This window comes from Litorivivens lipolytica, assembly GCF_014191715.1.
In the GTDB taxonomy this organism is placed as follows: Bacteria; Pseudomonadota; Gammaproteobacteria; order Pseudomonadales; family Spongiibacteraceae; genus Litorivivens; species Litorivivens lipolytica.
This window is the reverse complement of record NZ_JACHWY010000001.1, coordinates 1,268,505-1,287,339: the sequence shown is the minus strand read 5'-3', so window position 1 is coordinate 1,287,339 and position 18,835 is coordinate 1,268,505. Positions and strand designations below refer to the sequence as shown.

20 protein-coding genes are annotated in these 18,835 nt (G+C 56.0%); 9 read left to right on the top strand and 11 right to left on the bottom strand.

All coding sequences use genetic code 11. The features are described 5' to 3' along the window. Positions 1–48: 48 nt before the first annotated feature. The 3 genes from ybeY to miaB form a co-directional block, all read right to left on the bottom strand. Positions 49–504 carry an rRNA maturation RNase YbeY gene (gene ybeY, locus FHR99_RS05965; RefSeq protein WP_183409599.1) on the bottom strand — a complete coding sequence of 152 codons (456 nt, stop codon included), beginning with the start codon at positions 502–504 and terminating at the stop codon, positions 49–51. After that, positions 501–1,499 carry a PhoH family protein gene (locus FHR99_RS05960; protein ID WP_183409598.1) on the bottom strand — a complete coding sequence of 333 codons (999 nt, stop codon included), beginning with the start codon at positions 1,497–1,499 and terminating at the stop codon, positions 501–503. The genes ybeY and FHR99_RS05960 overlap by 4 nt, the downstream gene beginning before the upstream one ends. Positions 1,500–1,577: 78 nt before the next feature. After that, positions 1,578–2,915 carry a tRNA (N6-isopentenyl adenosine(37)-C2)-methylthiotransferase MiaB gene (miaB, locus tag FHR99_RS05955; RefSeq protein ID WP_183409597.1) on the bottom strand — a complete coding sequence of 446 codons (1,338 nt, stop codon included), beginning with the start codon at positions 2,913–2,915 and terminating at the stop codon, positions 1,578–1,580. Positions 2,916–3,088: 173 nt separating this feature from the next. Here miaB and FHR99_RS05950 point away from each other — a divergent pair, with 173 nt between their 5' ends. Continuing rightward, positions 3,089–3,442 (top strand): DUF1820 family protein, encoded by a 354-nt coding sequence (locus FHR99_RS05950; RefSeq protein ID WP_183409596.1) that lies wholly within the window; start codon positions 3,089–3,091, stop codon positions 3,440–3,442. 34 nt (positions 3,443–3,476) lie between these two features. On the opposite strand, the gene FHR99_RS05945 is transcribed toward FHR99_RS05950, so the two are convergent. The 5 genes from FHR99_RS05945 to FHR99_RS05925 all read right to left on the bottom strand — a co-directional run bounded on the left by FHR99_RS05945 (position 3,477) and on the right by FHR99_RS05925 (position 8,866). Next, positions 3,477–4,658 carry an amidohydrolase family protein gene (locus FHR99_RS05945; protein WP_183409595.1) on the bottom strand — a complete coding sequence of 394 codons (1,182 nt, stop codon included), beginning with the start codon at positions 4,656–4,658 and terminating at the stop codon, positions 3,477–3,479. Between the two features lie 125 nt (positions 4,659–4,783). Then, positions 4,784–5,404, bottom strand: coding sequence for a hypothetical protein (locus FHR99_RS05940; RefSeq protein ID WP_183409594.1), 621 nt, complete (start codon positions 5,402–5,404; stop codon positions 4,784–4,786). A 63-nt stretch (positions 5,405–5,467) separates the two neighbouring features. After that, a complete protein-coding gene (locus FHR99_RS05935; protein ID WP_183409593.1) occupies positions 5,468–6,319 on the bottom strand; it encodes an SDR family NAD(P)-dependent oxidoreductase in 852 nt (283 codons plus the stop codon). An 18-nt stretch (positions 6,320–6,337) separates the two neighbouring features. Next, positions 6,338–7,714 (bottom strand): hypothetical protein, encoded by a 1,377-nt coding sequence (locus FHR99_RS05930; protein WP_183409592.1) that lies wholly within the window; start codon positions 7,712–7,714, stop codon positions 6,338–6,340. Between the two features lie 15 nt (positions 7,715–7,729). Further along, positions 7,730–8,866: a sulfotransferase family protein gene (locus FHR99_RS05925; protein WP_183409591.1), complete on the bottom strand. Its 1,137-nt coding sequence runs from the start codon at positions 8,864–8,866 to the stop codon at positions 7,730–7,732. 165 nt (positions 8,867–9,031) lie between these two features. Here FHR99_RS05925 and FHR99_RS05920 point away from each other — a divergent pair, with 165 nt between their 5' ends. Both FHR99_RS05920 and FHR99_RS05915 read left to right on the top strand, forming a co-directional pair. Continuing rightward, positions 9,032–9,676, top strand: a complete 645-nt coding sequence (locus FHR99_RS05920; RefSeq protein ID WP_183409590.1) for a TetR/AcrR family transcriptional regulator — start codon at positions 9,032–9,034, stop codon at positions 9,674–9,676. A 130-nt stretch (positions 9,677–9,806) separates the two neighbouring features. Beyond that, the gene (locus FHR99_RS05915; protein ID WP_425488614.1) at positions 9,807–10,061 is read left to right on the top strand and encodes a reeler domain-containing protein; all 255 of its coding nucleotides are present in this window, start codon (positions 9,807–9,809) and stop codon (positions 10,059–10,061) included. Here the strand turns inward: FHR99_RS05915 and FHR99_RS05910 are convergent, their stop codons facing one another. Together FHR99_RS05910 and FHR99_RS05905 are read right to left on the bottom strand one after the other, a co-directional pair. Further along, complete coding sequence (locus tag FHR99_RS05910; protein ID WP_183409588.1) at positions 10,062–10,760, bottom strand: sterol desaturase family protein; 699 nt, start codon at positions 10,758–10,760, stop codon at positions 10,062–10,064. A 117-nt stretch (positions 10,761–10,877) separates the two neighbouring features. Next, positions 10,878–11,525, bottom strand: a complete 648-nt coding sequence (locus FHR99_RS05905; RefSeq protein WP_183409587.1) for a TetR/AcrR family transcriptional regulator — start codon at positions 11,523–11,525, stop codon at positions 10,878–10,880. Between the two features lie 88 nt (positions 11,526–11,613). On the opposite strand from FHR99_RS05905, the gene FHR99_RS05900 reads away from it, so the two are divergent. Genes FHR99_RS05900 through FHR99_RS05875 form a run of 6 tightly spaced genes read left to right on the top strand, consistent with a single transcriptional unit; the run spans position 11,614 to position 17,476 of the window. Beyond that, the gene (locus FHR99_RS05900) at positions 11,614–12,576 is read left to right on the top strand and encodes a Rieske 2Fe-2S domain-containing protein (RefSeq protein ID WP_183409586.1); all 963 of its coding nucleotides are present in this window, start codon (positions 11,614–11,616) and stop codon (positions 12,574–12,576) included. Next, positions 12,576–14,144, top strand: a complete 1,569-nt coding sequence (locus FHR99_RS05895; RefSeq protein WP_183409585.1) for an AMP-binding protein — start codon at positions 12,576–12,578, stop codon at positions 14,142–14,144. Before FHR99_RS05900 ends, FHR99_RS05895 begins: the two co-directional genes overlap by 1 nt. Further along, positions 14,144–15,391: a thiolase family protein gene (locus FHR99_RS05890; protein ID WP_183409584.1), complete on the top strand. Its 1,248-nt coding sequence runs from the start codon at positions 14,144–14,146 to the stop codon at positions 15,389–15,391. Before FHR99_RS05895 ends, FHR99_RS05890 begins: the two co-directional genes overlap by 1 nt. Before the next feature lies 1 nt (position 15,392). Continuing rightward, complete coding sequence (locus FHR99_RS05885; protein WP_183409583.1) at positions 15,393–15,791, top strand: Zn-ribbon domain-containing OB-fold protein; 399 nt, start codon at positions 15,393–15,395, stop codon at positions 15,789–15,791. Then, entirely contained in the window at positions 15,788–16,717 is a 930-nt protein-coding gene (locus FHR99_RS05880; RefSeq protein WP_183409582.1) for a TauD/TfdA dioxygenase family protein, read from the top strand. The genes FHR99_RS05885 and FHR99_RS05880 overlap by 4 nt, the downstream gene beginning before the upstream one ends. Positions 16,718–16,720: 3 nt before the next feature. Then, positions 16,721–17,476, top strand: a complete 756-nt coding sequence (locus FHR99_RS05875) for a class II aldolase/adducin family protein (protein WP_183409581.1) — start codon at positions 16,721–16,723, stop codon at positions 17,474–17,476. A gap of 1 nt (position 17,477) precedes the next feature. On the opposite strand, the gene FHR99_RS05870 is transcribed toward FHR99_RS05875, so the two are convergent. After that, a complete protein-coding gene (locus FHR99_RS05870; protein ID WP_183409580.1) occupies positions 17,478–18,713 on the bottom strand; it encodes a mechanosensitive ion channel family protein in 1,236 nt (411 codons plus the stop codon). Positions 18,714–18,835: the final 122 nt, after the last annotated feature.

Sequence of the window (18,835 nt, the reverse complement as noted above, 5' to 3'; positions counted from 1 at the left end):
GCTGTCCTCCTGTAGGAGCTTTCTTGTGGCTGCAGTTAGCCCGGCCGGCTAGTTTGCCAGATAGGGGTTGGGAAACTCCAGTGTTTCCAGAATGCCGATTTCGAGGCCTTCCATCACCTCGGCATCGGCGTCATCAATATGGTCGTAACCAATCAGGTGCAGGGTGCCGTGAATCACCATGTGTGCCCAGTGGGCGATTTCCGGCTTGCCCTGCTCAATAGCCTCGCGCTGCACCACGCCCGCGCAGATCACCAGATCGCCAAGCAGGGGCAGCCCCAGCTCTGGCGGCAGATCCGCCGGAAAGGACAAGACATTAGTAGCGTAGTCCTTCTGTCGGTATTGCGCGTTCAGTTGCGCCCCCTCGTCTTCGTCCACCAGCCGAATGGACACTTCGGCTTCATCACGTCGGCCATGCAGGGCCGCGCCAACCCAGCGCTCAAAGTCGGCGAGCGAGGGCGGGGCAGACACCGAACTGGCGTTCTGCAGGTCGAGGATGAGGTTCATGACTTGGTTTTGTCGAAGGAAGCGGCGTCGCCGTTGTAGGACTCGTAAGCTTCAACAATGCGCTGCACCAAGGGGTGGCGCACCACGTCTTTGGACTGGAAAAAGGTCATGCTGATGCCGTCGATTTCTTTCAGTACATTCAGCACGTGGGTCAGGCCGGACGGGGTGCCGCGCGGCAGGTCGATCTGGGTGGCATCGCCGGTGACGATGGCGGTGGAGCCAAAACCGATCCGCGTCAGGAACATCTTCATTTGCTCTCGGGTCGTGTTTTGGGCTTCGTCCAGCAGAATATAGGAATTGTTCAGCGTGCGGCCGCGCATATAGGCCAGCGGCGCAATTTCAATCACATTGCGCTCAATCAGTTTGCTGACCACTTCAAAGCCCATCATTTCATAGAGGGCGTCGTAGAGTGGGCGCAGGTAGGGGTCAATTTTCTGGGCCAGATCGCCGGGCAGAAAGCCCAGTTTTTCGCCGGCTTCAACCGCCGGCCGCACCAGCAGAATTCGCTCGACCTGATGATTGAGCAGGGCCTCAACGGCGCAGGCCACCGCCAGATAGGTTTTTCCTGTGCCCGCCGGGCCCACACCGAAGTTGATATCGTTGGCCTTGATCGCCTTCACATAGAGCTGCTGGTTTTTGCCGCGTGGCTTGATGGTGGCGTTCTTGGTGCGGATCAGGGAGAGGGCAGCGACATTGGGTTCGCCCTCTCGGGGCTGCTCGAGTCCGGTTTCCTGCAAGCGGATATGGATGGTCTCTGGGTTCAGCTCGGCGCCGTTTTCGCACTCGCGGTAGAGCCCTTCAATCACGCCGGTCGCTGTATCCACCGCGCTTTGGCTGCCTTCCAGCGCCAGCGCATTGCCGCGCACGCCAATGCGCACACCGAGGCGCTGTTCAATCAGCTGCAGGTGTTCATCAAACTGGCCGCAGAGTTGCGCCAATAAGTGAGGATCGTTGGGTTCGAGGGTGAGAACGGTTTGTACTGGTGTTGAAGTCAAAGTGTTTCCGGTTGTTCCGTCCCGCAGACGTGTTCGATAAGTTTAGGATAACCGAGTTTTGAGTGCCGCCAAACCTTTTTAGGCGACGAGCTCTCCGCGCAGGGAGTTGGGCAGCGCCTCACGGATGGTCACTTCGGCAAACTCGCCGATAAGTGATTGATCCTGTGCGCTAAAGTTCACCACGCGGTTGTTCTCTGTACGGCCCTGAAGTTGCCCAGGATCTTTCTTGGAGATACCGGTCACCAGCACGGTCTGGGTGCTGCCCACCATACTTTGGCTGATTTCCTGGGCCTTTTGCACGATGCGCTGCTGCAACAGTTGCAGGCGCTGTTTCTTGACCTCTTCGGGCGTATCGTCGTCCAGCTGGGCCGCCGGGGTGCCGGGGCGGGCGCTATAGATAAAGCTGAAAGAGGTATCAAAGCCAATATCGCCGATCAGGCGCATGGTTTCGCTGAAGTCTTCTTCGGTCTCCCCCGGGAAGCCGATAATAAAGTCGGATGAAAGGCTGATATCGGGGCGAATTTCCCGGAGTTTAGCAATTTTAGCCCGGTATTCATCAGCGGTATGGCCGCGCTTCATGGCCTTGAGAATGCGATCCGAGCCGCTTTGTACCGGCAGGTGGAGGTGATTCACCAGCTGGGGAATATGTCGGTAGGCCTCGATCAAGGCATCGGAGAACTCCACCGGGTGTGAGGTGGTATAACGGATGCGATCGATACCGGGGATGGCCGCGACAAAGCCCAGCAACTCGGCGAAATCCACGATATCGCCATCTGAAGTCGCGCCGCGGTAGGCATTCACGTTCTGTCCCAGCAGATTGACCTCACGCACGCCGCGCTCGGCCAGGGATTCCACTTCCGCAATCACCTGTTCCAGCGGGCGACTCACTTCCTCGCCGCGGGTATAGGGCACCACGCAAAACGTGCAGTATTTGGAACAGCCTTCCATGATCGAGACAAAAGCGCTGGGGCCTTCCACCGAGGGTTCAGGCAGTCGGTCGAATTTCTCGATTTCCGGGAAAGTCACATCCACCACAATCGGGCCGTCGGGCTTGCGGCTTTTGAGCATGTCCGGCACCCGGTGCAGGGTCTGGGGGCCAAAGATCACGTCCACGTAAGGAGCGCGCTGGCCGATATCCGAGCCTTCCTGACTGGCGACACAGCCGCCCACGCCAATCACCAGATTGGGGTTCTTGTCTTTGAGTTGCTTCCAGCGTCCCAGTTGGTGGAAGACCTTTTCCTGAGCTTTTTCCCGGATTGAGCAGGTATTGAGCAGCAAAACGTCGGCTTCGTCCGGGTTATCCGTAGGTTCGAGGCCGTGCGATACCCCCAGCAAGTCCTGAATACGGGCGGAGTCGTACTCATTCATCTGGCAACCGTGGGTTTTGATGTAAAGCTTTTTCGGGGCGTCGGCCATAGGGTCTCGGGTTGGCGCAGTCTCTAATAGGCGCTGTGTATAAAATGGGCGGCCATTATACAGATGAGGGCCCGAAACGCCCAAGCGGGATTGCTGATTTTTTGCGCGACAAATGGGCAAATGTGCTACTATCGCCGCCCTTTTTTCGGATCCAGCGAGTTTCAGGTACGCGAATGAGTAAAACGCCCATCTACAAGGTGATTTTCTACAACCAGAATCAGGTGTATGAGCTGTACGCCAAGGCGATTTACCAGAGTGAGATGTACGGCTTTCTCGAAGTGGAAGAATTTGTCTTCGGCGAGGAAGGTCAGATGATCGTGAATCCGGGTGAAGAGAAGTTGAAAAACGAATTTGCCCAGGTCACTCGCTCCTACGTGCCCATGCACTCCATTATCCGTATCGATGAAGTGGAGAAGGAAGGCGTCGGCAAGATCCACGAACTGCCCGCCAGCAGTGGCAAGGTGGCGAACTTCCCCACCATGCCACAGCGTCCCGGCAATATCACGGGCGGCGATTCCAGCGATTAATTCCTTAGGGTAAGCCTCTCAGGTTATCAGACCTTCAGGCGGGGCGGCGCTGGATCAGCGCCATCCCGTTGTCCCGCATGATCAGTCGCTGCTCGTCGGCTGAAAAGTCCGCAATATCCTCGATAAAACTGACCGGTTCGGCCAAGCCTTCTGCGTGGGGATAGTCCGAGCCAAAAATTATCCGGTCCGAGCCGATCGCTGCTTTCAGTTCCTGCAAATCGTCTTCGTAATAAGGGGAGACCCACACGTGCTCGCGCAGGGTTTCTGCAGGGTCGCGGGAAAAGGCCTGGGGAAACTGGCCGTAGGTTTTGGCCAATGACTTGAGCAGGGGTTTAACCCAGCTGGAACCGGATTCTATGGTCGCCACCCGCAGATTGCGGTGACGGTCAAACACCCCATCAATCACCAGCGATGCAACCGTATCGGAAATCGGATTAGCGCTCAGAACGCTGCCCAGCAGGGAGGTGCCGAAGGCCTTCATGTGGCCGCCTTCACCCCAGAATTCATTAAAGCTGTGATAACCGGAGTCGCCGGAGTGGAAGGCAACGGTAATACCGCTTTGTGAGGCCAGCGCCCAGAACTTGTCGTGATCCGGATGGCCGAGACTGCGGTTGCCCGTCGGCAGCATCACCGGGCCCGAGCGCATGACGACCACGCGCACATCGTGCTCAAGCGCCCATTCGAGTTCGCTTACCGCAAAGTCCGGATCGACCAGACTGATATAGGGTGCGGCGAAAATACGGTCCAGATAGTTGCAGCCCCAGTCTTCTTCGAGCCAGCGGTTAAAGGCGTAAAACGCCGCACAAATAGCCTCGGGATCGTCTTTCAGCGCCTGTTCCATTCCGACCCCGAGTGTCGGGAACATAAACATGGCTTCGATGCCCTGTTTATCCATCAGCGCCACCCGGGCGTCGCGATCGCGGTATTCCGGGCGAATGGGCTCCAGCTCGCCGAACAGTTCCTTTAGCCCTTTACCTTCCGGGTTTTTTGCACGGAAAAACTGATCCATGCAGCCGGGCTTGGCGACCGGATCGAAGGTCGGGTTGGGAATAAAGGGGCAGAGTTTGCCGCCGACCATGAGTTTGCGTTTGCCATCAACGTCAGCCCACTGCATGCAGCGGCGCCGCATTTTTGGATCCATATGGCGAGTAAAGGCATCTTCGGCTTCGTAGTAGTGGTGGTCGGCGTCGAAAATACGGTAATCGAGCTGGGTCATGGCGCTGTCCTTCTTGTTATCAAACTGCGATCACTCCAGTTCACCGCGATAAGGGAAGGCTTGCCATGAAATTTTGGACACGTTGTTCTGCCTGCCTTTGAGGCCTGACGATTTTTATGCCGGTATCAGTTCACTCCCCGATCTAGCACGGCATCAATAAATCGCGCTTCTTTCTGAATCTCAGCCAGTGGCCTTGTCGGCAATTCCTGCAGATCGGCAATAAATTCGCTTACCACCTTGCTGTCTGTATCGAAATCTACCAGCTTCATGGTGGTAGATTCGCCGCTCTTTTGCCGGTTCAACAAGACCACGAGTTTCAGATAGGGGTTCCACCAGACCGTTAAATCGCCGCCCGGTAGTGGACGATGATACTTTTGCGTCAGTTTGCAGCCGTCGCCTTTCTGGCTTTGCAGTGTCATTTTTTCGAGCGCTTCCGAAGACAGTAGCTGCCAGCGCGGCGACCACTCATCCAGTTGCAGTGGCATTTCCACGCCACGGGCAAAGTGTTCGAAATAGCGGGTGTGGGTAAAGCTGCCGTTGCGCAGCCACTGCCAGTAATCGCTGATGCCGCGATCAGGGCGCTGCTGAACCACTTGATGATTGGCGCGCCAGAGCACCAGCGGGTGAGAATCGCCATTGGTATGTGACACCGTATACCGTGCCACCAGAGTTGAGGCCGACAGGTTGCAGGCACTGGCTGGCAATGCTGCGAACATGGCTAAAAGTAGAAAAAAGCGGGCGTACAAGGTCGTTAAGTCCTAGTGTAAATGCCCGCCTATTTTGCGGATGCCGGTGGTCGATTGCCAGTCTCAGGCGGTGGCATCCACATCGGCTGCCGCAAAGGCATCGCCGATTTTCTCGCTACCACATAGCGACATCACCTCAAGACCCAGCATGTGAACGAGCTGTCGGCTGTAAGCCGTGAGACCGACCAGCGATTTGGAACACAACGCCAGCGCCGCTTCGGCCATCATCTCAACCGGCTCGACCATATCCGGATTCTTGCGCGCAATGTCGCGCACATAGTCCGCTCCCGAGGTGAGGACGATGGCTTCGGGAGCCAGCGTATTCACGTAGATTTTTTCCGGTGCTAATTCGTGGGCGAGTGCTTCACTGTAGCGGGCGAGGGCAGCCTTGCTGGCACCGTAGGCGCCGATGACTAAGGCCGCTTCACGGCTGTCGCGATAGGGCACTACAGGTTGGTCGGTAGTGGCGCTGGAAAGATTTAGCACCCAGCCCGCGCCGCGCTCGCGCATTCCCGGCAGGGCTTGCTGCGTTAATTCGACGGGCACATTGACGTTCAGGTCGAACATGCGGTTGCGGTGTTTGGTGCTGATCAGGCTGGGCATATTCATAACGGAGGTGGCAGCGTTATTCACCAGAATATCGATGGGCCCAAAATGCTGGCTGGCACGTTGGATGAGATCAGCGCGGGCGGCTTCGTCGAGCAGGTTGCAGACTTCCGCCGCCGCCTTGCCGCCGCTGGCATTGATCTCATCGACGGCTTCTTCGAGTGTGCCTTGAAGGTCCCCGTGCGCGCCGAGTCGCGACGCGCAGAGCACGACATTGGCGCCTTCGGCGGCGAAACGTTGCGCGATGGCGCGGCCGATGCCGCGGCTGGCGCCAGTGATAAAGGCGGTTTTTCCTTCCAGTGTTTTCATTTTTATTGTGCTCCTAACTCAGTATTGGCGATAACGACGCTGCACATGGCGATGTCGGATCAGCCGCTGTTCGGCGCGCTCCGCTTCGCTGACGATTCTTGCCTCAGGCAGTTTGCTACGGATTTCATCGAAGGCTACTTTCTCGACTTTTAACGTTGGCCACTGCTCTTTCGGAGGCGGAGAGGGATAGGTCCAGCGCATCGAGGTATAACCGTGAGGCAGGCCAGTCGTGCTTACCCAGTTGGCAATACCCGGATCCTTGTGACACACCACCCAGCGATAGCCGCCATCCTTATCGCGATCGAGAAAGTGGGCATTAATATTCGAGGGGTAACTTTCGAAATCCAGCGACTCGCCCCACAGGTTGGCCAGATGAAAACCCATAAAGGCCGGTTCTACTGGGGTATGGGTTTCGATGATCAGGGCTTCGTTGTCATCTAACAGATACGTCCCGCCCGCATAGATATTACTGCTCTGGCCACCGCCGGTTGCAATGCCGAGGGCGTTGGGCGGATTCATATCGTTGACCGGCATAAAGGGCCGATCCATGCCCATCTTGTCACTGATGCCGCCGGGAATTTTGCCATAGGTTTCTAGCGTGATGGCGTTGAAGGCGTTCCAGAAATGCACCTGATTGCGGGCGATTTCGCCGACATTACGCATCAACTGAGCGGCCTCGTTGGCGGTGATGGGGGGCTTTATGTCCTGTTCACAGTCGAGTCGCAGAATTTCCAGATCCATCACATCCTGATATTCCCAATCGTGGAATAACTCGCGACAAGTGAGGAAGCGACCCACGTATTCGGTGTTGTGGCTGACCCGCTTGCTGGGAATAAAATTACCCTCGTAACCAACGGGTTTTGTCGGGGCGATCAGAATCTCGAATTCACCATTGGCATCCACGGCGATCTGACTGCTGTCGAGGGTGCCGGTATTGATGCGTGAGCCGGGTTTCATTTCCGAGAGCTTGCCGGAGTCCCCGGCGTAACCACTGGACAGCTCGAAAATAATATATTGCGGAGCGGTCACTCCGTCGGCCGGTTGTTCACCGCGCCAATGACGCGTGTCCTTGGCTTTTCCCCGTACCCGATAGCTGTAGTTGCCATCAATTTCCGCCATCAGATAGACCGCGTCGGCGTTATCAATCGTGGCCCGGTTGGTGGGCTGGATGGCGCGGCGAAAGCGCGGGTAGAGCGGGTCGGCCAGCGAGCGCTCTATGCCGCTGAGCATGAAACCCAGCATATAACGGTAGCCCTCGGCGAGGTTGCGTTCGGTGGGCGGGGCCGGGTAAAGCTCGGGCGTATCGATGGCATCGCGGGCTTCCTGAAAAAACTGAATCATGTCGTCAAAGGCCGCGCGCAGTTGTTGTTTCATTTCCTTATTGTCGTCGGTCATGGTGTGCTCCATCTCTCAGGCCGCATCGCTGCTGCGAGGCCACTGATAATGATCGTAAAAGTCTTTCAATTCCTGTTCGATGGTGTCGCTGGTCAGAGCGTATTCACCCAGGCTGTATTCAAATTTCGAGGCATGATTTTTCTCGCGCTCGGCCTGCGCCTGCAAATAGCGATCAAAATGTTCCGAGAGTTCCAGGCCCAGCGCCTTGTACACGGCATGGACGGTTTCGCGCGGCGAACGGGTAATGTCCCGGTAGTCGACCACAATCTGTGGGGTCTGTGGATTGGCCGCCAGTTGCTGGGCGGGATTGTGGAAGGTTTCAAAAGACAGATTGCGAAGTACGTCGAGGGATGACTGATAGTCAGCCTTCTTCCAGCCCTGATGCTGCCAGGACTTTTCGACCAGTTTCAAAAGGCTTGGAATGCATTGGCTGGGATCGCGCATCATCACCACAATTTTGGCATCGGGGAAGGTTTCGATCAGTGAGCCGACCCAGCCGCTCATCACCGGGTTTTTGCTCAGGTGAATTCTATCGCCCCCATTCAGCAGCAGTTGGCGTTTGACGCACTCTTTATAGTGATGCAGCCAGCGTTTGCGTTTGGCGGGCATCTGGTCCACGTGGAAGATATCGATCACATCCATGACCGGCAGATCCGTCGCCCATTGCTGGGTTACGAAGGCCGCGCGCATCACAAATTGATCTTCCTCGGAGTTCCACAAGCTCATATCGTGCATATGGCGGAAGGGGCCGAAGGTTTTCTCATCCCAAGCCTGTAGCTTTTTAAAAATAGGGCTGCCGAACAGGGCGTCGAGTTTGCCTAGCAGGCGAATGACTTTTTTCTGCAGCAGGGAGGGGAAAAAGGTTTCCCAATAAAGAAAGTAGCTGAAACGATCGCCGTCCGCAGACATCAGTCGATGCATCAGGGTAGTGCCGCTGCGGGCGTGGCCGACCACAAACACCGGTGTTTTCACCTGCTGGAACCAGAGTTTGGGAAACAGTAGATAGTCCAACAGAAAACAGACGGTATGAAACAGGGTCAGTATTGGTGTGATTACCAGCAGCCGGAACAGCAGCTGGCGACGTTTGGGCCATTGCTTCAAGCCCCAGACGTAGCGAATAACGCGCCAGTAATAGTCAAAGTCAAAGTACATGGTTTACCTTAAGCATCAATGTGATTGATCAAGTGGCTAGTGGCTACAATCTAAAAAGCCCCTTTGCGACTGACAACTGCGGTTTTTGTGTTTTTAACTGCATGAAAATAAAAGAATTTATGAGAAATCTCAGGAATACTTACATTTTTCTGGAAGCGGGCCGTCATGACTGAGCTGCCCCGCGCCCGCAAACGCCCGAAACAAAGCCGCTCGGCGGAATTGGTGCGAGCCATTCGCGAAGCCTGTTTGAAAATTCTTGATGAGGAGGGTGCCGAGCGCCTGACCACCCAGCGCATTGCCGATGTCGCGGGGGTCAATATTGCCTCGGTCTACCAGTATTTTCCCAACAAGGAAGCGGTGCTGGCAGAAGTCTATGAGGATCAGCTGGCGGAGCTGGCCGATCAGGCGAGCGCGGAATTCAAGCGTATTTGGAAGCTCTCCAGCGAATCCTTTGAAGATACCTTGCGTGCGATTATTGCTATGGAAGCCGATTTTCTGCAGCGCCTCTATCAAATGAACCCGGACTTCTACCAGCAGTACCATCAGGCACTGGATGTGCGCGAGCGGGTGAATCAGCGCACCCAGGCTGAGTCCAATCCCTCCTGGGCCGATTGGTTCAGCCAGTTTCTGGCGCAGCACGCGGATCGCCTGCAAGTGGGAGATCGGGATGTTCAGGCCTTTCTCGCCCGTCATACCCTGGAGGGCGCGTTAACGGCGGCCCTGCGGGAGCGTCCGCAGGCTCTGGGTGACGAATCCTTCAGGGCAGAAGTCCTCGCATTACTGTTGCGTTACCTTCTGAGGAAGGCGTAGGTTTCGATCTGTTAATGAACTACAATGTTGCTTATTAGCGGGCCGTGAGCTCTTTATTCTCCACGCGGTGAGTAGCCGATACGGAGCGGGGCTTGGTAGAGAGTCAGTACAGGACAGATCGATGAAAGATATGGTGCAGCCGGGCGACGAACAGTGCCCTTTCTCATTTAACTTTGATGAAAAGACCTTCAAGCCCGGCGATGTGGTGAGTTACCGCGTCGACGGTAGTCTTGGCGATATGCCCTTTGTTGGTGTGTTGCTCGAGGTGCACGAGGATCATGTGGTTCTTTGTCACGACGACGGCAATCGTCCACCCAAATCCCACCCCATGCGCGGCACGCGGGAAAGCCGGCCGCGTGTCAGTGAAGAAGATGCTCTGAAATAGTCAGACCAGCGTTCCAAACACTTTGTCATACAGCAGGGTAATGGTGGCGTAGTTGCCCTGTTGCATATCCTTGTGGTGATTGGCGTGTTTGACTGAAATCCAGCTCAGTGTTCTGCCCGGAAAGCTGTCCATGCGGATATGGCAGTGATTGATAACATTGAGATTCTGGAAGACCAGCACGCAGACTGCCAGTGTCGCCACATGAAACGGCCCCATAAAAATCCCCAGCAGGGCCGCTGATCCCATAAACAACGCGATGCCGATGAATGTCTCCAGCGGGTGCACGTAGTAGGCATCGATATGGGTGGGTTTACGCGCCTGATGGTGTAGGCCGTGGATCTTTCGGAAATAGCCTTTGCCGTGAAACACGAAGCGGTGCGTCAGATAATAAAAGAAATCGTACACCATCAAGATGGCGACAATATCTAGCAGAATCTTCCAAAGGGGCTGGCTGTTTATCGTGACGATAAAAGGCACCACGAGCGCGTAAAACACCAGGTTGGTGATACCGCCGATTTTCCGGGTTGAGGCAACGATCGGGGGGTATTTGTCCTGCGCGATCTTGCGTTGATCCTCTTCGCGGTTGATGTCGCGCATGCCGTCGAAGGCACGAATACGCTTGACCAGAAAATTTCCTGTGACGGTAACTACCGTCAGGGTCGCCAGTAAAATCAGTGTGGCCTGCCAATCGTAGCTCATGCTGAAATCCTCGTATTCGACAGTTGCGGCTGTCAAACGAAAGTAAACGGATTAGAGTAAATATAATAAACATATATTTACCAAAATATAAAATTAAAGTTTACTAAATGTGAGGGGCTAATTGGCGTCGTCCCGGAACACCATCGCGAGCAGATAATCGATAAAGGCCTGCTTGGCTTGTGGGCCGAGGGGGTGAATACCGGCTTGGGGGCTGCCGGTTACCAGAGCAAGGGAGCGATCCATTAAGGGGCCCAGCGTGACAAATGACACCATGACGCTGCCGAGAATATCGCGCAGGATGGTGCGCTGCACCCGGTAGACGATATCCGCGTCGTCGAGCTCCATGCGCAGGGCCTTGATCGGTGCAAAGTGCCGGGCCAGCCACTCCATGCGCGGACCCTCGCTGGCGCCTTCGCGGAGCATAATCTGGCCGTAGGCTGGCACCGCGATCAGCGTATCGATAAAAGCGCTCATCAACAGCTGGATGCGTTCCCGGTCATTGCTTAGCGGGGTTTTCTCCGGCTGATAGAGTGACTCGAAAGTCTCGCTAAAGCGGAGTTCAACCTGTTCCGCGGCAGCCTTCCAGAGGCTTTCCTTGTTTTTGAAATGGTAGAGAATCAGGGGGCGGTCGGCGCCGCAGCGCTGTGTGATTTCACGAAAGTTGGTGCCGTCATAGCCGAGTCGGGCAAAGGCATCGATTGCCGCTTCAAGGATACTCTGCCGGGTTTCGGCTTTCTGCTGTTCGCGTCGGTTGGGGGCCGTCATGCAACATTACCGGGATTTCATTGACACTTATGTTAGCAGAAACTAGTCTGGCTGACATAGCTGTCAATCAAACCTCTCTGGAGGCTGCATGAGTCAGATACTGGCCCGCGAAAAACGCTTTCCCTTCCCCATCCCCTTCGGGTGGTTTCACGTCGGTTTCGAACAGGATGTGTCACCCGGCGAGATCAAACCGCTGCGCTATTTTGGCCGTGACCTGGTTATGTGGCGCACTGCCTCCGGCGAATTGCATCTGCAGGATGCCTATTGCCCCCATCTCGGCGCCAATTTCGGGGCGGGTGGCGAGGTTGTGGGCGAGGGCATTAAGTGCCCCTTCCATCACTGGGTGTTCAATGGTGCGGGCAAGGTTATCGAAATTCCCTATGCCAAACGGCTCAATGAAAAGGCCTGCGTGCGCACCTACCCGCTGGCGATTCGTCACGGCATTGTGATGGCCTGGTATCACCCGGACGGCGCCGATCCTCTCTATGAATTGCCGTTTGTGGCGGAGCTGGATGACCCGGCCTACGTAAAACCGATCTCCACGGCGCACACCATCAAAACCTGTATTCAGGAAATGGGTGAAAACACGGCGGATGGCGCGCACTTTGTCTCGGTGCACGGTCATCCGGGTGCGGCGGAATACGATAACTTTGAATTCCGTGATCACTTTATGATTATGGAGAGCACCCAGACCTTCCCCAGTTCCGGCGGCCCGGTAGAAGGTACGCTGAAATCTACCAGTGTGGGTTTTGGCTGGGCGGAAGTGCGCTACCAGACATTGATCGACGTCTGCATGCTCACCACGAATGTGCCGGTCGATGATGAAACGGTGATTCAGTATTTCCATGTGTCTTACAAAAACCCCGAGCGCGACCCGAAGATTGATCGTATTGGCGCGGCCTTTAATAAAGAGGTTAATCGCCAGTTGACGGACGATGCCTTTATCTGGGAAAACAAGCGTTACGAGCCGTCGCCCCAGCTGTGTGACGGGGATGGTCCGATTGCACGCTATCGCAAGTGGGCAAAGCAGTTTTATGTGGAGGCCCAGTAATGGTATTGCTGGATTACACGGTTCCTGAAAATCGCGTCTTGGGAAATATTCTGGCCCACTACGCGGCGGCTACTCCCGACGTGGTTTTTCTGCGGGCGGAAGATCGTTGTATTACCTATGCCAGTGCTTTTGAAAAGGCAAAAGCCTTGGCAGCCGGCATGCAGGCCAGAGGGTTGGCGCGGGGTGAGCGGCTCTGCCTGTATCTGTCATCCAGCCCGGATTTTGTACTGTTGGCCTTTGCCGCCAATCTCGCGGGTGTTCACTGGATACCGGTGAATACGGATTACCGTGGGCTGTGGCTGCAAGAGACGCTGGACGACAGCGAACCCTCACTCGTTATTACCGACGCCGACTTTCGCGGGCGACTGGACGACGTCACGCTGGCGGCACCGGTTCTGGAGATCAGCGCGGAGTGTCAGGAGCTGGTTTCTGACAGGGCATTTGAGGCGCCGGATATCGATTACGGCGATACCGCTTCCATCATGTGGACTTCCGGCACCACCGGTAAATCCAAGGGCGTGATGCAGAGCCATAATGCCTGGGTGCGCAGTGCCTTGAGCGCCGCGGAAATGGGCGGGGTGAGCGCAGGAGATGTCACCTACAACTGTCTGCCGCTTTACAACTCCGCGGCTTGGGTGACCGGCATCTATCCGGCGCTGGTTACTGGCACAACCTGCGCCATGGATCCGGTGTTTTCGGCGTCCATTTTCTGGGAGCGAACCCGCTTCTATCAGGCTAGCCATGTTTTTACCCTCGGTGCCATGCACATGTTCCTGTGGAACGCGCCGCCCGCAGACAACGACGCAGACAACCCGGTCCGCAGTGCCCAGATGGTGCCGATGCCGGACGCCATTCGCGAGCCGTTCAAAAAGCGTTTTGGCATCAATGCCATTCACCAGGGCTTTGGTCAGAGTGAAATCATGCTGCTGATGCGCCGCTATGACGACAATCAAACTGAATGGCCACCTAATTCACTGGGTACGCCGGCAGATGATATCGAGGTGGCCTTGCTGGACGAGAACGATCAGCCGGTTCCGGTCGGCGAGCCCGGCGAAATTTGTGTGCGGGAGAAGTCGCCTCATGTCCTGTTCAACGGTTACTTCAGGAATCCGAAAGCGACTGAGCAAGCCTTTCACAACGGCTGGTATCACACGGGCGACCTGTTAAAACAGGACGAGGCGGGCCATTTTTATTTTGTCGATCGCAAGAAGGATTTGATTCGCTACAAGGGGCGGAGCGTGTCCTCTGTGGCGATTGAATCCATTGCCCGCAGTCACCCGGCGATTGCAAATGTTGCGGTTTACGGCGTTACCTCGGCAGAGCTGGAGTCCGAGCACGAGATCATGTTGGCAGCGGTGGTCGCTCCCGGGCAGTCGCTGTCTGAAGAAGCGTTGGCTCGATTCATCAATCAAAACGCGCCGTATTTTTTTGTGCCTCGCTATATTGAGTTTATGTCTTCGCTGCCTATGACGCCTACGCAGAAAGTGCAGAAAAACCCGCTGCGCGAGCGCGGAGTCAGTGAGCAGACCTGGGATGCAAAAGCGGCACAGTTTGAGGTGGAGCGCTGATGGCTCAAACCATTAAACAATTAAAGGAGCGCGCCGGCTCGTTTAGCTGGGGGCATTCGGTCGAGCTGGACGATATTCGCGGCGAAGTCGCCATTGTCGGGATTGGCGAGACGGAATACAGCGGCCCTTCGGGGCGCAGCGCCAAGGCAATGGCGCTGGAAGCGGTCGCCGCGGCAATCGCTGATGCGGGCTTGAAACCCGATGATGTCGATGGGCTGATGATCAGCCCCGGGATTGGCGATCAAATTACGCCCGATGATTTTCGCGCCCATTTCAATACCACGGGAGACATCTGGTTTTCGCAGGAAGGCGGCGCGATGATCTGGGGTGCGACCTGTGCCCACACGGCAGCCCATGCGATTCGCAATCGACAGGCCAGCACCATCGTCAATGTGTTTTCGGTCGACTGGGCGACCACGCGCACACAGGGGGGCAAGCGCCCGGGTGACTGGCATGCCAGTGAGCCGATGAAGGCGGGTTTTGAGTTGCCCTTCGGCTGGTTTCCGCAGCCGCTGTATTTTTCGACCTTTATGCACCGGCACATGCACGAGTTTGGCACCACCGCCGAGCAGTTGGCGCAGATTCCGCTGACCTTTCGGCGACACGCCAATAGCCATAAGGGCGCCGTTATGCATGATCGGGAAATGTCACTGGAGCAATATCTCGCGCGCCCCCTGCTGGCAGACCCGTTTCGGGTGGAAGACTGTTGTCTGATTTCCGACGGCGCAGGCGCATTTGTCCTGTGCGCCGCTGAGCGCGCTGCCGATTTTCCGCATACGCCTGCCATCGTCGAAGGGGTCGGCCGCGGGTGCATTGATGGTGCACCCTATATCAGTCAGCAGAAAAACCTGACCGCCACGCCCCAAACCTTTGCCGCGCCCTGGGCCTATGCCATGGCCGACATCAGCGCCAAGGATATCGATGTCATTGGCGTCTACGACTGCTTTTCCGGTACCGCCTTGATGCAGGTCGAAGACATGGGCTTTTGCCAGAAAGGTGAGGGCGGAGAGTTTATTGCCGACGACCGGCTTTACTATCGGCGGCCGCGTTCCCAGGGTGGGATTCCCTGTAATACCCACGGCGGGTTGTTGTCGCACGCCTATGTGCTGGGCATCGCCCATGTGATTGAACTCGTTAGGCAGATTCGCGGCACTGCGCAAAATCAGGTTGAACAGGTTCGGCGTGCGGCCTATGCGGGGTTTACCGCCGATGAAGGCGCCACCTTGATTTTAGCGAGAGGTGAATGAAATGTCTGAGCAGGCCCTGATCCAAACCTTCTGGCAGGCCGCCAGTCGCGGCGAACTGATTACATGCTGCTGTCGAAACTGTCGTATCGATATCTGGTATCCCGAAGCCAGTTGCCCGAGCTGTGGCGAGCATTCCAGCTGGCGGCCGCTGGGAGATCGCGCGCGTTTGCTTTCCTGGACGCAGGTTCAGCGCCAGATTAATGGCGCGTTCGAGGTACCTTATATGCCGGCCATTGTTATTCCTGATGATGCGCCCGACGTGCAGTTGGTAACGCAATTATTTTTGTCCGAGGGTGTAGCGCCCGCGTGTGATATGCCTTTGCAATTGCATTTCCGAGAACTAAAACCTCTCGACGGAGAGGCCTTTATGGCGCCAGTTTACAGCGAGGTAAACGCATGAGTTTTTCGGTACAACCCTTGTGTGATGCGTTGGGTGTAAAAATCGAGGATTTTGATTTTTCTGCGCAGTGGGCTGACGACGAGCGGCGTGAGCTGCAAGACCTCTGGCTGCAACATGGCCTGCTGTTGGTAAGAGGGCGCAATGCAAACCCGGAAAACCAGATTCGCTTCAGCAAGCTGTTCGGTGAGTTGGAAGCCCACCCCCTCAAGACAATTCGCAGCGGCGACTATCCCGAGTTGATGGAGTTGAACAGTGAAGACAGCCGCACCAACCCCGTGTCGGTATGGGATGGCGAAGAGTGGGTGGGTCGCCTGCCCTGGCACAAGGATCTGGTCTACACCGCCAAACCGAACCGAGGGGCGATCCTGCGCGCTGTCAGGCTCCCTGCCGAAGACGGGCAAACAGGCTATGCGGATCAGGCAAAGGCATACGAGGCCTTGAGTGATGCCATGAAAGCGAAGATTGAAGGCCTTAAGGTCATTTATCGCTTTGAGGTTAACCTCAACAAAATGCCCTTTCTGGATACCTCGACTTACGTGGCCGGGCCCGGTGCGCCGCAAAAACCGAGCGATGTAGGCTTTCCCGATTTTCCTGATTCACGCTATCCGCTGGTACTGGAGCATCCGGAAACGGGCCAGAAAATTCTTAATGTCTGCCCGATGTTTGTCGAACGTATCGACGGCGTCAGCAAGACAGAAAGTGATGCCCTGTTAACGGAACTGGTGGCTCATGTAACGCGCCCGGAGTTTGCTTATCTGCATCCGTGGCAGGAGGGCGACATGATCCTGTGGGATAACTGGCGCTATATGCATTCAGCCCCCGGCGTAAAGCCCGGTGCTAAACGCTTGATCCACCGGACGACGATTCTCGGCGATAGCGTTTTGGGTGAGCCGATGCCACTTAACACAGAGACAAGGGCGAGCTGAGCAATGAACGAACTGCTGAAACAACTGGCCCCGGTGCCTCAGAAACGACCGTTGTTGCCGTCGCTATCGCCGCAGGCGGAGCTGGCCTTGCTTTGTCGTGTGCTCTATCGGGAAGGCTACAGTGACCATATTGCTGGCCATATCAGCTACCTGCAGGACGACGGCAGTATTCTGGTGAACCCTTGGGAATTGGCTTGGGATGAATTGACGGCTGGCGATATTCTGCGGCTTGATGAAAGTGGCAAGGTTATAGAAGGCGGCTGGAATGTGACGCCGGCGATCAACCTGCACACGGAAATTCATGCCCGCCGCTCTGACGTCAAAGTGATCATTCACAACCATTCGCGCTACGGTACCGTTTGGGCCAACGCCGGGCGCGTGCCGCCAATTTATGATCAGACCTCGGCTCAGGTCAGTGGCGAGCTGAAACTGATGGATGAGTACAACGTAACCGTCAACGAATCCAGTGAGGGCGCTCGCTGTGCCGAGTTATTGGGCAAGGCCAAGTGGGCGCTGCTCGTCAATCACGGGGTGTTGGTTGTGGCGAAGGATATTGCGCAAGCCCACTTGCGTGCGGTGACGCTGGAGTGGCGGGCTCGCACCGCCTGGGAAGTCGAGGCGCTGGGTGGCGGTAAGCCCATGCCTTCAGACGTAGCGCAGGGCCTTGGTGACATGATTGACGGCAATGGCTTCCCGTTTTTGTGGGAGGCGATGGCGCGCCGGGAAATTCGACTCGACGCGAGCGTGCTCGACGACTGACTCAGCTGGTTTCGCGCGGGCCGTCGCCGTTTCCGCCATTGCCATTATTTCCTTCCGGCTTTTTCTGTTGAGCTCGCTGGGCGGGCGTAGAGACTGGCAAGGGGCGCCGGCCCTGCTTTTCTGACTGGTGAACCAGAATCGGTGTCGACAGGTCGACGCCGTGAGCAATGGATTCTTCGAAGACTTTCTGGTTGATCATAAAGCGAGTGCCCAGCAAGTGCTGGCGCACGGTTCGGGTGACTTTGGTGTTGGGAATCGCTTCCAGGTAGTACCAGAGGGTGTAGGTCAGGGCATAATCGCCGGCGTCGGTCAGCGCCCATTCAAAGTCGCAGTTACCGTTAATTCGGTTGTTCTCGCTATCTTTCAGCGCCTCCGCAACTGCGGTAAACATGTTTTCGATACGGCGCTTGAATTTCTGCAGTTCCTGTATCCGTTCCTCGTTATCGCTGGATTGAATGTCCGGGTAGCCGATGTTGTATTTCAGTGATTCCCGCAAGCCGTCGATGGAGGCGCGCTTGGTCAAATTCTCCACGGTCATGTTGATCAGCTTGCTGTTGCGAATCAGCGAACGATGGTTGTTCTGTATATCCAGCAAGATGGTGTAAATGAAAGTGACCTTGTTGATGATGTAAATACTGGAATCGCCTTCGAGCCGCACCGTATCCCCATCCGACATCATGTCGGAATTCAGAATCACCATGCCGTAATAAATGTCTGGCGCCCAGATCTGGTTGGTCAACGCGAGGAAGGCGAAAATCAGGCCGAAGATGCCGGTGGTTTCCAGCAGGCTGTCGAGGCCCCAGATTTTGATCAGGGCATAGATCACCACCAGTACCAGCACCACTACGGCAAACAGTTCCATCAGGCGGCTGTTGTAGGTGTCCAGGTAAACCAGCTTGTCGTCGATTTTGCGCTCAAGCCCGAAACGCTTGCGAATAAAGTGCGACAGGATATTAAAAATAAATATCGCGCCATACACCGGTACAAGCGAGAGGCCGAGTCGAATAAAAAATTGATGGTAGCCGGGCAGGAGCCACACCAGCGCCAGATCGGCAATGGTGAGAATGAGCAGCATATAGGCCATCACCCGGAGCAGGCCTTGCTGGAAATCCGTATTGCGGCCGTCGTTAAAGACCTCGGAGATCGGGCGGGCAGCAATGATCAAAATGATATTGAGCAGTGCCACCAGTCCGTGAGCAAGTAATTGTGATCCGACCAGAGATTCAACCAGTTCCACGCGCGTTCTCGCTGTGCTTTTCGATCCATTGTGCCCGCATTTTGCGGCCGCTGCTACAAACGGAGGAGGCGCGTCGGGCATTGAGCTGCAATACTGGTACAAGCGCAAAAACATAGGTGAGA